The sequence below is a fragment of the Dyadobacter sp. HNCC25DJ187 genome, from assembly GCF_056895255.1.
The window spans coordinates 1,978,465-1,992,132 of sequence record NZ_JBXHAT010000001.1; the positions used below are offsets into that span (position 1 = coordinate 1,978,465).

Sequence of the window (13,668 nt, forward strand, 5' to 3'; positions counted from 1 at the left end):
GACTTTTCTGCTGACCTAATGGTATTTCGTTATTGCCTGAAGTTCTTCATAATCCAGCCTCCTCCTACTACATCGTCACCTTCATAAAAAACAGCAGCCTGCCCGGGAGCAATACCATTTACACCATCGTGGAAATGCACCTTAATTTTATCAGTATCGTCTGGCAACAAAGTGGCAGGCGTTCCTTCATGCTTGTAACGTACTTTTGTGACAGTCTCCAACGGTTGGGAGATGCCATCATACTTTTGCCAGTTTAATTTACCGACCATCATTCCGTCACGGAAAAGGTCTGGCAAGTCGCCGAGCACAACTTCATTTGTATCTTTTCTTACCTCAGTTACAAATATCGGGCGTCCCAAAGCGATACCAAGTCCCTTACGTTGCCCGACCGTATAAAAGGGATAACCTTCATGTTTGCCTACGACCGTACCATCTTCATATACAAAATTCCCCCCTGCTACCTCTGCTTCCAGTCCGGGTATACGACGCTTCAGGAATCCGCGGTAATCATTATCAGGCACAAAACAGATCTCATAACTTTCCGCTTTATTCACAAGGTCAATAAACCCGCGCTCCTTAGCCATTTCCCGAATTTCTGTCTTATGCAAATGTCCGAGTGGCAGTTTTGTTCTGCTCAAACTCTCCTGAGATACCCCCCAAAGCACATAACTCTGGTCTTTCCATGCATCAATTCCTTTTGATACATAATACCGCCCTTCATGAATATTCATGTTGGCGTAGTGCCCGGTAGCGATAAACTCGCAGTCGAGTCTGTCAGCGCGACGTAACAACGCATCCCATTTGATGTGGGTATTACATAAAACACATGGATTAGGTGTACGTCCTTCCAGGTATTCTCCTGTAAAGTGGTCAATAACATAATCGCCGAACTCGTTACGGATATCCAGAATATAATGGGGAAAGCCCAGCTCCACGGCTATACTACGGGCATCATTGATCGAGTCGAGTGAGCAGCAGCCGGTTTCTTTTTTAGTCCCACCGCTACTTGCATAGTCCCAGGTTTTCATCGTCATGCCGATTACCTCGTAACCTTGCTCGTGTAACATAACAGCTGCTAGAGAGCTGTCGATACCGCCGCTCATTGCGACAAGTATTCTTCCGTGTTTACTCATGGTAGGAATCTGCGAAGGTTGAACGCCTTCCGATTTAGTTTAAATTGAAAAATGCTAATGACAGATGATTGCCATCAGATTCCGCAAAGGTAATGATATTAGATGATAAAATTTCTTATCCCTCTTACGCGATCACCTGCCTGATCACATTCTTGATATTCAACTCAATAATTTCGGTCATACTCTGACAATGATTATAATGCGTATCCTGATAATGTTTTGCCAGACCGGAACTTAGCTGATGAATATTTTCCGGTGTTGAAATATTATCCTTAATAGAAACATCACGCAACTCTTTGAGCCGATGTCTTTCGCTGCGAGCCTGATACATGATCGACGACTGCTCTTCCTGTTGGTATTGAAGTACAGTTTTATCTGTAAGGTATTCCATCGCCAGCTCTACATATGCACGATTTTCTTTAAAAAATTGTGGCATATATACTTTCAGATTTCCTTCGTAGAACTGTTGATCAAAATCAATAGCCCGTAAGCGGAATTGAAAATCATCAAAATCCGGCGTGATCTGCATAACAAAATTGTATGCGCGCATGTCTCCCAGAAGCGTGATTTTACAACGCTCATTAAATTTCACAAACTCTTTAGCAATCCGGATAGGATTATAGTCTGTATGCCCCAGACGGGTTTCTGCAAACACATCACCCGGAATACCTGCAATATGTTCCTCAACAAGCGTTTCGCCATCAACAAGATAATTGACTTGATTGGGAGAGAAAATCTCCTCCAGCTCCAATCCATAAATCCGGGAAGCATCCGCTTTTTTGATATAGAAATAATCGTAAATGTCGTTCAGTCTGTTTACGATCTTGACCCGGAAAGGGTTGGAATTTCCGAACTTACAATAGTCAATTCTATCAATGTATTTGTGCTCCACAATACGCAAGTTTCCAGAAGCTTTCAACATGGCATAAGCCTTTTTCAATCCGGTATGCAGGCGTTCCATCTCGTGAGGCGGATACATGGGGCTCTCCCACAATGTGTCTTTACCAAATTTATCACTAACCGGAAACGATTCATGGAAGTGCAACAAATCATGGTAACTGACTGGCAGTCGGGCATCGCGCTGGTAGAAACGCAAATACTTTCTTAATTCCGTACTAACCGGATAAATAGGCTTCTTTTTCAGAATAGTGACATCTCCCTTTTCCATACTTTTATGTTTGAACAACGACTCCTCCAGGTATTTTTTGTAATCCTAGATCGCTACTTGCTATACAACGATTTCCAAGCTACAAAAATTAAATCAATCGAGCCGGCCATATTCAAGGAGTTAATAACTTTAATCGGCAATTAACCGCTGTTTAAAGTTTCACAATGCTAACTTCACACACAGAATAAGGTATATGAAAACAAGAGATTATTTATATGGATTGGTAGTTTGCGGTGGACAAAGCCAGCGTATGGGAAAGGACAAGGCATTTTTAACATATTTCCAAAAGCCTCAATGTTTTCATATAGCTGACTTCCTGCATACTGAACCATCACTTTGCAACCAGGTATTTATTTCTTGCAACGAACAACAGCGAATCGCTATTTCTGAAGAGTACCAACCTCTTCCGGATCTGGCTGTCTACAAAGAAAGCGGGCCGATTGCTTCGTTACTGACCGCATTTGAAATACATCCTGGAAAGGATTTTTTGATTGTGGGTTGCGACTATCCGCTTCTCACAAAAAAGGAATTGCAATCATTCCTGTGCACCATCAGAAAAGATAGGCTAGCCGCTACTTTTTATAACCAATACGATAAGTACGAGCCGCTGATTGGATGGTATTCCGAAAAATGTGCTCCTTTACTATTGCAATTTTATCAAGATAAAAATCGTTCTCTGCAGCATTTTCTCCGTTTATATAATGCGGAAAAGTATCTGCCAGAAAATCAGGAAACAATGATGAGTGCAGATACACCTGAAGCCTACGAGCACATTCGAAACATTTTGAAAAATTGATACTGAAATGAGTATAGATAAAGCCGTTATTACAAGAAGCATTCAAAAATCTTCTGTCGAAGGCATGGTATGGCAGGATGATTTCCTTGCTGTAGAAGAGCCACTCGAAATCAGTGTAGCCTATTTAGAAAATCAAAAGAATATCAGAAAGAATATATCTGTCACAATGCGGACACCTTCGCAGGATGAGGAGCTGGCCTTAGGTTTTCTTTTTACAGAAGGTATTATTCAGAATTATGAGCAGGTAGAAAGAATAAAATACAGTGAGCTGGAACCGAACAAGGTAACAGTCGTGATGCAAGAAGGATATGTTCCGAACCTTAATACATCAGAGCGTAACTTCTACACCACATCGAGTTGCGGGGTGTGCGGGAAAGCCAGTATTGATGCGATACACGTCGTATCATCCTTTTCCAGCCAGCCTGACTTAGTCATTGTACCCCGTCGGATTTTCCCTAAAATCTTCTCTGAAATACATAGCAGACAAAATATCTTTGAAAGCACAGGTGGATTACATGCATCCTGCCTATTCGACTTAGAAGGCAATTTTCAGATGATTTTTGAAGATGTAGGCAGACACAACGCACTTGACAAATTGATTGGTTCAGCATTCAAAAATGGTATACTGCCACTTCAGGGATCGATTTTATTACTGAGTGGAAGAGCGAGCTTTGAGCTTATACAAAAGGCACACATGGCCGGCATCAGGATTATAGCAGCCATTGGAGCGCCCTCAAGCCTGGCAGCTGAAATGGCCGAATCATGCGGTATTACATTGGTTGGCTTTTTGTCAAAGGAAAAATTTAACATTTACACAGGATTCGAACGCATCAGCGAATTATGAAAATCAGGATTCAGGGAAATTCAGTAAGATTCAGACTTTCCAAAACAGAGGTTGAAAAGCTTTGTTCGACCGGGCAGATTGAAGACGCTACTTCATTCGGAAATAGCAGATTTGGCTATGCAGTGAAAAGTAATGCCGACATCAAACAGCTTACAGCAACATATTCTGATCATCAGATCACTTTGTTTATTCAAGCATCGTTATTAGAAAACTGGAAAGACAATCAGGTGGTCGGGTTTGACGCTGATATGACTTTGGAAGACGGAAATTCTCTTTATCTTTTACTGGAAAAAGACTTCAAGTGCCTTGATAATACAATGGAAGACCAGTCTGATAATTACGAAAACCCTTCTAAATCATGTTAGTTATGAACAATCAAGATCAGCAACCTAACGCAGAAAACCCGGAAATACTGACAGGTTTACGTAAAACCGAAATCTCCAAAGTGGCTGCAGGTATACCAGCAGTCGTATCGGCACTTAAAATGGTAACCGAAGAAGCAGGTTTTAAGAGGGGCATGACTGCGCTGCTAAAACTAAATCAAAAAGGTGGATTCGATTGTCCGAGCTGTGCGTGGCCCGACCCTGATGATGAAAGATCCGGCATTGCAGAGTACTGCGAAAACGGAGCACGCGCTGTGGCGGAAGAAGCAACTGCAAAACAACTCACACCCCATTTTTTCACACAAAATTCAGTAGCGAAGCTCGCCTCTCTCTCGGATTATGAATTAGGAAAAACCGGACGTATAGCTCAGCCCATGTATCTTCCAGCCGGCGCAACGCATTACAAACCCATTTCCTGGAACTCGGCATTTGAAAAGATTGGATTTGCATTAGGCAGGCTTAATTCACCCGACGAAGCCATCTTTTACACCTCGGGAAGAACGAGCAATGAAGCAGCTTTTCTATACCAGCTTTTTGTACGGGAATACGGAACGAATAACTTACCTGACTGCAGTAATATGTGCCATGAAAGCAGTGGTGTTGCATTGGGCGAATCGTTGGGTATAGGAAAAGGCTCAGTTACGCTTGAAGATTTCTATGAAGCGGAAGCTATCATTATTCTGGGCCAGAATCCCGGCACGAACCATCCGCGAATGATGACTGCTCTGCAAAAAGCCAAAGGCAAGGGAGCTACTATTATCTCGATCAATCCCCTGCCCGAAACAGGACTGATGGCTTTTAACAATCCACAGACTGTACAGGGCGTATTAGGTCTTAAGCCGGAGCTGACCGACCTATTTTTACAAGTTAAGATCAATGGTGATATGGCTGCACTGCAGGCTATTGCATTGATGCTTTTAAAAATGGAAGAAGAAACTCCCGGAGCAATACTGGATCATGATTTCATAAGCAAACAGACCAATGGTTTTGAAGATTGGAAGGAAAGTCTGCTTTGCAAAGATTTAAACAAGCTTGCCAGCCAGAGCGGGATTCCTTTGGGCCAACTGGAAGAAACGGCACATATACTAGGACCGAAGAAGAAGATTATTGTCTGCTGGGCAATGGGACTTACGCAACACAAGAATGCGGTGGATACCATCAAAGAGATTGTGAATTTACTACTTATGAAAGGGAGTATTGGTAAGCCGGGAGCTGGTACCTGTCCGGTGCGTGGCCATAGCAATGTACAGGGTGACAGAACGGTAGGTATCTTTGAAAAGCCATCAAAAAGTCTTTTAAATTCAATTGAAAAGAACTTTGGATTCACGCCTCCATCGAAGCACGGCTATGATGTAGTGAAAGCCATTAAAGCAATGCATGAGGAAAAAGCACACGTTTTCTTCGCTATGGGTGGCAATTTCCTGTCGGCTACGCCGGATACACTTTACACTGCTGAAGCTTTACAAAAATGCAGTCTTACCGTACAGGTTTCTACCAAGCTCAACCGCAGCCATTTGATTCATGGAAAAGAAGCAATTATTCTGCCATGTTTAGGCAGAAGCGACAAAGATGAAACCGGCGGAATGGAGCAATTTGTTTCCTGCGAGAATTCTATGGGTGTAATTCAGTCATCACGTGGTATTCTGGATCCGGTTTCCGACCATTTGTTAAGCGAACCAGCTATTGTATGTAAACTGGCGAAAGCGACGATTGGTAAAAAAAGTAGAATTGACTGGGATCGCTATTTGCAAAATTACGATGTGATCCGGGCAGATATAGAAAGAACAATTCCCGGATTCGACAATTATAACGAGCGTGTTCGCAAACCCGGCGGATTTTATTTACCTAATTGTAACAGAGAAGGCAGGTTTGATACGACATCCGAAAAAGCACAATTTAATGTAGCAACCGCTCAGGAAACGCAGTTAGACAAAGATCAACTGATCATGATGACTATTCGTAGCCATGATCAATTCAATACTACCATTTATGGTCTCAATGATCGTTACAGAGGAATTCATCAAGAACGCCGAGTGATACTGATGAATGCAAAAGATATACGTGAGAGGAATCTGAACGAAGGTGATGTTGTGGATCTGATCAATGAATTTGGTGGATCCAGGCGACTTGCCCGTAAGTTCGTTGTAGTGAGCTACCCTATTCCTGAAACCTGTTGCGCCACTTATTTCCCGGAAGCGAATGTGTTGGTACCATTAGAGAGCGTAGCTGAAAAAAGTAATACACCGACATCAAAGTATGTGATTATCAGTATACAAAAACATATAGCATCTGAAAATGTGGAGAGCTCGGTTACTACTTAACACAAATTTAATATTTTCATACCTTACCAGTTCCTTTTCTTTGCAACAAAAAACAGCCTGAACAGGCGCTTTTTGAACATGTATAATAACCTTGATATGTTAAAAACAACCATTATTTTTTGTGCGGCGATGCTGTGCCTGATTGCCCCAAACGCTATGTCTCAGAATAAAAATAAAGTGATTGCCCATCGCGGAGCCTGGAAGAATACAGGTGCTACTGAAAACTCTATCGGCGCGCTTGAACATGCCATCAAACTGGGATGCTATGGTGCGGAGTTTGACGTACACATGTCCGCTGATTCTGTCATTTTTGTACATCACGACCATGCTATTAAAGGAACGCATATTGAGAAAACAACTGCTGCGGAGCTGTCAGCCATCAAACTAAGTAATGGAGAAAGTCTGCCTACGCTTGAAAATTATCTCAAAACAGGTGGCAAGCAAAAGAAAACAAGATTGATTCTTGAAATTAAAACTTCCTCCATCAGTAAGGAACGTTCGCTGGCACTGGCTGCTCAATGTGTAGAACTGGTAAAAAAATACAAAGTCGAAAAAATTACCGACTATATCGCCTTCGATTTTGACGTTTGTATGAAAGTGAAAGAACTCGCTCCTAAAGCACATGTGGAATACCTGAACGGCGACAAAACGCCTTCTGAAATCAAAGCTGCCGGCTTGGATGGTATCGATTATCACTACAGCGTCTACAAAAAAAATGAGGGCTATTTGAAAGAAATGCGTGATCTGAAACTTTCTACGAATGTATGGACAGTGAATGATGAGGCAACCATGAAATGGTTTTTAGAGAGAAATGTAGATTTTATCACCACCAACGAGCCTGAGTTACTTTTGAAGATTACAAAATAATCCGGCTTAGATTACCAGTATATCAAAGGAATGGTTTCGGATTAAATCCGGAATTATTCCTTTTTACATATACGGTATTTTCATTTTTTACCGTACTTGCTCATCGCTTCTCGTATCTTCTCTTCCCGGTTAGCAGGGTTTGGATGCGTACTCATGAATTCCATTTCTCTTTTCGGAGATTGAGCCAGAATTTTCATCACTGCCAACAAAGCTTCCGGCTTATAACCAGCTGCAATCATATATTTCACCCCAAAGTCATCCGATTCGAGCTCGTCACTTCTTCCGTAGCTCAAATCAATAAGTCGTGCTACATAACGTGCGGTCTGTGCGAATGAATAATCCCCGCCCGCAACGCCGGCCGCTCCTGCCAATCCTTGTAGCAAATCTCCTTTTGCCATTTGTTCCGCAGCATGTCTGCCAATTACATGTCCTATTTCATGACCCAGCACACCGGCGATTTCATCATCCGTTTTAAGCTGCTTCAATAATCCGGCTGTGATGAATATTTGTCCACCCGGCAACGCAAAAGCATTGATCGTTTTTTCATCTGCCAGCACATGGAAATCAAATTGATACGGCGACTTGTCCGCTTCGGAATGATTCACCAGTTTTTTGCCAATTGTCTTTATTTTTGCTTGTAAAGCTCTGTCGTGATGCAAACCACCGAATTCAACTGCCATTTGGGGAGCGGATTGAAGGCCAAGTTGGATTTCTTCTTCCGGTGTGAGTCCCACACGTTGTTTTTCTCCCGTAACCGGATTTACCTGCGTTTTGCTGAAATAGCTATACAGCATGCCCACAATAATCAGAAGGGCGAGTATCAGCTTTGCTCCTATTTTACGCATGGCGGAAAGTTAAAATTTTAAATTAAATAAAAAAGTCCTGCACACATGTACAGGACTGGCAATAAGAAAAAGTTTGTAATTGTTATTCCAATCGTGCAGACTGAAGCTGACCATTGGTTTGTTGCCAGGCCTTAATTACCTGTGCTAATTGCTTATACTCGATTAAAAAACCATCGTGTCCATACAGGGAATCAATTTCCTGGAAAACTGCGTCAGGAATGTGTCTGGCAATGAATTGCTGCTCTGTAAGCGGGAACAATAAGTCAGATTTAATTCCTAATACGAGCGTTTTAGCTTTCACCATACCCAGCGCATGCACGATTCCTCCCCTGTTTCTGCCTACATTATGTGAATCCATAATCTTTGACAAAGTCCAGTAGGAATAAGCATTAAACCTTTTCATAAACTTATCTCCCTGGTATTGCTGGTAGGAAGATGCCCGAAAATCATCAATCTGATCAGGATTGTCGCGCGCCTGGGTAAAATTATAGGTATCGTAATTCCGGTATGATAAAAGTGCCATCGAACGGGCTGCTCTCATGCCAAGCTTCCCTCCTTCTTCATGGTCTTCTTTAAAACTGGGATCAGCCTCAATAGCCATACGCTGTGATTCGTTGAACGCGATTCCCCACGGCGAATGCAATGCGTTGGAAGCGATCAGAATCAGTTCTTCAAACAGATCAGGAACTTCCACTGCCCATTCCAGTGCCTGTTGTCCGCCCAATGAGCCTCCTATACATATATTGATTTTTTTGATTTGCAACTCCTGACGGAGTATGTCCAGTGTACCTACAACATCTTTGACAGTAATGACAGGAAAGTCGCGGTAATATGGCTTTTGCGTCAATGGGTTAACGGAAGCCGGCCCGGTAGAGCCATATGCTGATCCCAATACATTGACACAAACAATAAAGTACTTGGCGGGATCAAAATATTTCCCTTCCCCTACCAGTCCATCCCACCATTCAGCGGCAAAAGCATTCCCTGTAAGCGCATGGCATATCCACACAATATTATCTTCTGCCTCATTCCTGGTTCCAAGCGTAGTGTAAGCGAGCTCAAAGCCAGGTAATTCGCGACCTAGTTCAAGAGAATAAGTATATGGATATCTGAATATTTTTTGTTCCGCTTGCATAAGTGCCAGAGCACAGGTTTTAATTATAGATCATTTAAAAACGTATATCCAGTGTATAAAACACAAGCTATACGAAAACCCACCTAATGAAAAACGGTTTCAGCGTCAGATACGAGATTAAAGCCATCCGGCTTACGGAAATTTCTAACTGTAAGTTCTTTTACGAATTGAATTTATATCTCCTAAATAACTTAGGTGGGAATTAGCACCTTTCTCCTATTTGGTAGCAGGTTGCCAGAGGTTCCTAGAGCCCATTCTCTCGCCTCTTCTTTATAAATCAATCGCTGATTAGTGAAGCAATTGACTTGATAGCACAATATTAAGGCCGGATGTCTGAAAAAACAAATTCCTCATCGAATTATTTGAATGGGTATATGCGTACATTTGCATCTTGTCTTCATTTCCTATGGCACAACATTATCGTTTCAATAAAGAGCAAGCATCGCGACGCCCGGGCGTAACGCCGCTGAAAGATGCTATTGAGCAAATGCTGGACAAGTACAAATTGAGAAATCGATTCGACCAATCCTATGTAGTTGCACATTGGGATAAAATTATGGGTGATGCGATTGCTTCCAGGACAAAGAAGGTCTTTATCAAAGACCGTACACTTTTTCTTCAAATTGAATCAGCCCCACTTCGTAATGAACTGGTGCGTGCGAAATACAAAATCATTGAATTAATCAACCGGGAAATGAAAAGCGACCTTGTAGCAGAAGTCGTATTTATTTAACTATCCGTCCCGGAATGAAAGTATGCTCTTCCGATGCAACCAAAAAACAACTCTATTAATCCGATTGTATTTCCTCCGTTTTTAAAACCGGGTGATAAAGTGGGTATTGTAGCTCCCGCCAGCGTGGTCAGATATGATGATTTAACGGATGGCATTGCTATGTTGCGCGATCAGTGGAATCTCAAAGTCATAGAGGGCACTACCATCAAGAGCAGCTTTCATCAGTTTTCCGCTAGTGATGATGACAGGCTTCTGGATCTGCAGCGTATGCTTGACAATCCTGAAATTAAAGCCATCATTGCGGCACGGGGAGGATATGGCTGTTCAAGAATTATTGATCAGCTGGATTATACCCAATTCTTAAAATCACCCAAATGGATCGTCGGATTCAGTGACCTGACAGCTTTGCTGGCCGGTATGTATCAAACCGGATTCGCCGGCATGCACGCTCCGATGGTCAAAACGATGTCCCTATCCGGAGCAACCGAAGCTGCGGAGTCACTAAAAAGCGCATTGTTTGGCCATTTACCTGAATATTATATTCCTGCACATGACCTCAACCGCGAAGGTTCGGCTTACGGACAACTGATTGGCGGTAATCTTTGCCTTTTTGCTCATCTCATTGGCTCACCTACCGATACAGATACAACAGGAAAAATCCTTTTCATTGAGGATGTTAATGAGTATATGTACAACCTGGACCGGATGATGATCCAACTGAAGCGTTCAGGAAAGCTACATCATTTGGCCGGACTGATTGTAGGGCAGTTCTCAGACATGCGAGATAATATTTCACCATCATTCGGTAAAGATGCAAATGCGATCATAGCAGAACACACATCTGCATATACTTATCCGGTTTGTTACGATTTCCCTTGCGGTCATGTAGCTGATAACCGTACGATGATCGTGGGTGCCTCAGCACACCTGGAAGTCAAAACAGACGGAGTTTCGCTCCGTTTTGAACACCCCTCAACGAACTCAATATAGATCAATCATGATGGAAACTTTCAAAAATCAGGTTGTCTGGATTACAGGTGCTTCTTCTGGTATCGGAGAAGCAATAGCCATGGCATTCGCCCAGCAGGGAGCCAGACTTGTACTCACCTCACGAAGAGAAGAAGAACTGATTCGTGTGGGCAAATTAACCGGACTTCCGGAGACTTCCATATTGATAATACCTATGGATGTGACCGACTTCGAAAAGGCAAAGCCTGCAGCGGAACTGATCATTCAGACATTCGGCCAGATAGATATTATGGTACATAATGCCGGTGTAAGTCAGCGTTCCTACATCGTTGATACTGATCTGGATGTATACCGCAAATTGATGGATGTGGATTTTTATAGTACCGTAGCCATTACAAAAGCGGTACTGCCGTATATGATCAAACAGCAAAGTGGCCATTTTATCGTAATAAGTAGTGTGGCTGGCAAAATAGGCACCATTATGCGCTCTGGTTATAACGCAGCCAAGCACGCATTGCATGGCTTTTACGATTCACTCAGAGCTGAGGGATATAAGGATAATATCAAAGTAACTACGGTTTGCCCGGGATACATCCGCACCAATATTTCTCTGAATGCACTGAATGAATCCGGTAGTAAATTTGGCAAAATGGATTCTAACCAGGCCAATGGTATTCCGGCGGAAGAATGTGCCAGGCAAATCCTTCAGGCCGTCCGGAAGGATAAGAAAGAAATATATATAGGTGGATTGAAGGAGGTAGCAGCTATCTATCTGAAGCGCTTTTTACCAAACGTTCTGTTTGATCAGGTGAGGAAAAATATACCGGAATAATTCTCCCGTCTGCATGTGTAAGCAGGCTGCACGGCTTTGCGGAAAGACGGCTTTACTTTAAAGTAGTTTTCCTTCAACCGTTCAGCCCGCTAAAGCGTTCAGACCAGACAACTACAACGGAAGAATATACCGGAGTAATGGTTATGGGTTAAGGGTTAATGGCCGAGGGTTCAATCGTCCCTCATTAACCATTAACAACTAATAATCAACCCTTATTTCCTCCCCTCCATATAGTCCGTCGCTAACCTACTAAGCGACCTCACGCCTAGCACCAACCCGCTTTCATCAATATAAAAATCAGGGGTGTGATGGGGAGCTGCTTCTAAAGGATTTTTCCCCTTCGGCATTCCTCCCAAAAAGAAGAAAAAACCAGGCACCTTTTGCTGAAAATAGGAGAAGTCTTCCGCTCCTGTTTTTGCTGATGTCAGGATTACGTTTTCCTTCCCTGCAACACTTTGCAAAGTTCCCACCATTTTCTCCGTAAGCGGTATGTCATTGAACGTAACCGGATACAGCACGTCAATTTTTACGTCGGCTGTAGCACCCGCACTTTCAGCAATATTTGTTGATATTTCGGTAACCCGTTTATGTACATGGGTGTGCATTTCTTCATCAAAAGTTCTGATGGTGCCGATCATTTTCACTTCTTCAGGAATGATGTTCTGCCTGATTCCGCCATGTATTGCACCCACAGTTACTACGGCCGGGGCTTTTGTAATATCAAGGTTACGGCTTACGATCGTCTGCAGGCCGGTTACAATCTGGGCAGATGTAACGATAGGATCCACGCCTGACCATGGATAAGCGCCATGTGTTTGCTTTCCTTTTACATCAATACTGAAAAAATCTACAGCAGCCATGGTTGCACCCGGCTTATAGGCAATCGTATTCACTTCGGTTTGCGAATTGATGTGCAAGCCAAAAATAGCATCCACTTTCGGATTTTCGAGTACGCCTTCTTTCACCATTAGCTTCGCTCCGCCTTCTTCACCTTCCGGTGCTCCCTCTTCGGCTGGCTGAAAAATGAATTTCACTGTTCCTTTCAGTTCAGACTTGACCGAAGCCAGTACCTCCGCTACACCCATTAATATCGCAACATGCGTATCATGACCACAGGCATGCATGACACCTGTAGTTTGTCCGTTATACTCCGCTTTCACATTAGATTTGAATGGCACATCTACTCTTTCTGTAACAGGCAATCCATCCATATCCGCTCTGAGTGCCACAACAGGTCCGGGCTTACCCCCTTTTAGCAAACCCACCACACCGGTATGAGCCACGCCTGTTTGTACTTCAATACCTAATTGCTTAAGGTGGGCTGCTATTTTTTCGGCGGTTTTAAATTCACGGTTCCCCAATTCAGGATTTTGGTGTAAATCGCGGCGCCAAGCCACCACCTTTGATTCCAGGGACTGCGCCTTCTGATCAATCTTTGCATTCAGATTTTGGGCAGAAGCAAAAAACCCGGAAAGAGCAAGAAAGGAAAATGGCAAAATTGCTTTCAGATTCATAGGAATGAAATAGTGAATATTCAAAAAGTTACAATCGAAATAAAAATTTCCAGTTTGACAAAAAGATAAGAAACAATCTTTTAAATCAGTCTATTAGTTATAAAAATACCTTGAAACACAAAGGGCTA

Annotated in this window: 13 protein-coding genes and 1 riboswitch; of the genes, 8 read left to right on the forward strand and 5 right to left on the reverse strand. The window is 42.8% G+C overall.

Annotated elements, in window-relative coordinates:
- Positions 1-29: 29 nt before the first annotated feature.
- Together mnmA and AC1XUE_RS08185 are read right to left on the reverse strand one after the other, a co-directional pair.
- Positions 30-1,133 carry a tRNA 2-thiouridine(34) synthase MnmA gene (gene mnmA / locus AC1XUE_RS08180; RefSeq protein WP_483355447.1) on the reverse strand — a complete coding sequence of 368 codons (1,104 nt, stop codon included), beginning with the start codon at positions 1,131-1,133 and terminating at the stop codon, positions 30-32.
- Between the two features lie 124 nt (positions 1,134-1,257).
- Positions 1,258-2,301 (reverse strand): hypothetical protein, encoded by a 1,044-nt coding sequence (locus AC1XUE_RS08185; protein ID WP_483355448.1) that lies wholly within the window; start codon positions 2,299-2,301, stop codon positions 1,258-1,260.
- A 193-nt stretch (positions 2,302-2,494) separates the two neighbouring features.
- On the opposite strand from AC1XUE_RS08185, the gene mobA reads away from it, so the two are divergent.
- From mobA to AC1XUE_RS08210, 5 genes are all read left to right on the forward strand, one after another.
- On the forward strand, positions 2,495-3,097 hold the full coding sequence (gene mobA / locus AC1XUE_RS08190) for a molybdenum cofactor guanylyltransferase (protein ID WP_483355449.1): 603 nt from the start codon (positions 2,495-2,497) through the stop codon (positions 3,095-3,097).
- A gap of 7 nt (positions 3,098-3,104) precedes the next feature.
- Positions 3,105-3,941 (forward strand): formate dehydrogenase accessory sulfurtransferase FdhD, encoded by an 837-nt coding sequence (fdhD, locus tag AC1XUE_RS08195; RefSeq protein ID WP_483355450.1) that lies wholly within the window; start codon positions 3,105-3,107, stop codon positions 3,939-3,941.
- On the forward strand, positions 3,938-4,306 hold the full coding sequence (locus tag AC1XUE_RS08200; RefSeq protein WP_483355451.1) for a DUF7009 family protein: 369 nt from the start codon (positions 3,938-3,940) through the stop codon (positions 4,304-4,306). The genes fdhD and AC1XUE_RS08200 overlap by 4 nt, the downstream gene beginning before the upstream one ends.
- 2 nt (positions 4,307-4,308) lie before the next feature.
- Entirely contained in the window at positions 4,309-6,645 is a 2,337-nt protein-coding gene (locus AC1XUE_RS08205) for an FdhF/YdeP family oxidoreductase (protein WP_483355452.1), read from the forward strand.
- Between the two features lie 156 nt (positions 6,646-6,801).
- Positions 6,802-7,512 carry a glycerophosphodiester phosphodiesterase gene (locus AC1XUE_RS08210; RefSeq protein WP_483355453.1) on the forward strand — a complete coding sequence of 237 codons (711 nt, stop codon included), beginning with the start codon at positions 6,802-6,804 and terminating at the stop codon, positions 7,510-7,512.
- A gap of 80 nt (positions 7,513-7,592) precedes the next feature.
- Here the strand turns inward: AC1XUE_RS08210 and AC1XUE_RS08215 are convergent, their stop codons facing one another.
- A complete protein-coding gene (locus AC1XUE_RS08215) occupies positions 7,593-8,357 on the reverse strand; it encodes a M48 family metalloprotease (protein ID WP_483355454.1) in 765 nt (254 codons plus the stop codon).
- An 82-nt stretch (positions 8,358-8,439) separates the two neighbouring features.
- On the reverse strand, positions 8,440-9,492 hold the full coding sequence (locus AC1XUE_RS08220) for a homoserine O-acetyltransferase family protein (RefSeq protein ID WP_483355455.1): 1,053 nt from the start codon (positions 9,490-9,492) through the stop codon (positions 8,440-8,442).
- Between the two features lie 170 nt (positions 9,493-9,662).
- A riboswitch (SAM riboswitch) is annotated at positions 9,663-9,771 on the reverse strand.
- Positions 9,772-9,898: 127 nt separating this feature from the next.
- On the opposite strand from AC1XUE_RS08220, the gene AC1XUE_RS08225 reads away from it, so the two are divergent.
- Genes AC1XUE_RS08225 through AC1XUE_RS08235 form a run of 3 tightly spaced genes read left to right on the forward strand, consistent with a single transcriptional unit; the run spans position 9,899 to position 12,026 of the window.
- Positions 9,899-10,225, forward strand: coding sequence for a DciA family protein (locus AC1XUE_RS08225; RefSeq protein WP_483355456.1), 327 nt, complete (start codon positions 9,899-9,901; stop codon positions 10,223-10,225).
- A gap of 33 nt (positions 10,226-10,258) precedes the next feature.
- Positions 10,259-11,215 carry a S66 peptidase family protein gene (locus AC1XUE_RS08230; protein WP_483355457.1) on the forward strand — a complete coding sequence of 319 codons (957 nt, stop codon included), beginning with the start codon at positions 10,259-10,261 and terminating at the stop codon, positions 11,213-11,215.
- Positions 11,216-11,225: 10 nt separating this feature from the next.
- The gene (locus AC1XUE_RS08235) at positions 11,226-12,026 is read left to right on the forward strand and encodes an SDR family oxidoreductase (protein WP_483356006.1); all 801 of its coding nucleotides are present in this window, start codon (positions 11,226-11,228) and stop codon (positions 12,024-12,026) included.
- 212 nt (positions 12,027-12,238) lie between these two features.
- On the opposite strand, the gene AC1XUE_RS08240 is transcribed toward AC1XUE_RS08235, so the two are convergent.
- The gene (locus tag AC1XUE_RS08240) at positions 12,239-13,540 is read right to left on the reverse strand and encodes an amidohydrolase (RefSeq protein ID WP_483355458.1); all 1,302 of its coding nucleotides are present in this window, start codon (positions 13,538-13,540) and stop codon (positions 12,239-12,241) included.
- Positions 13,541-13,668: the final 128 nt, after the last annotated feature.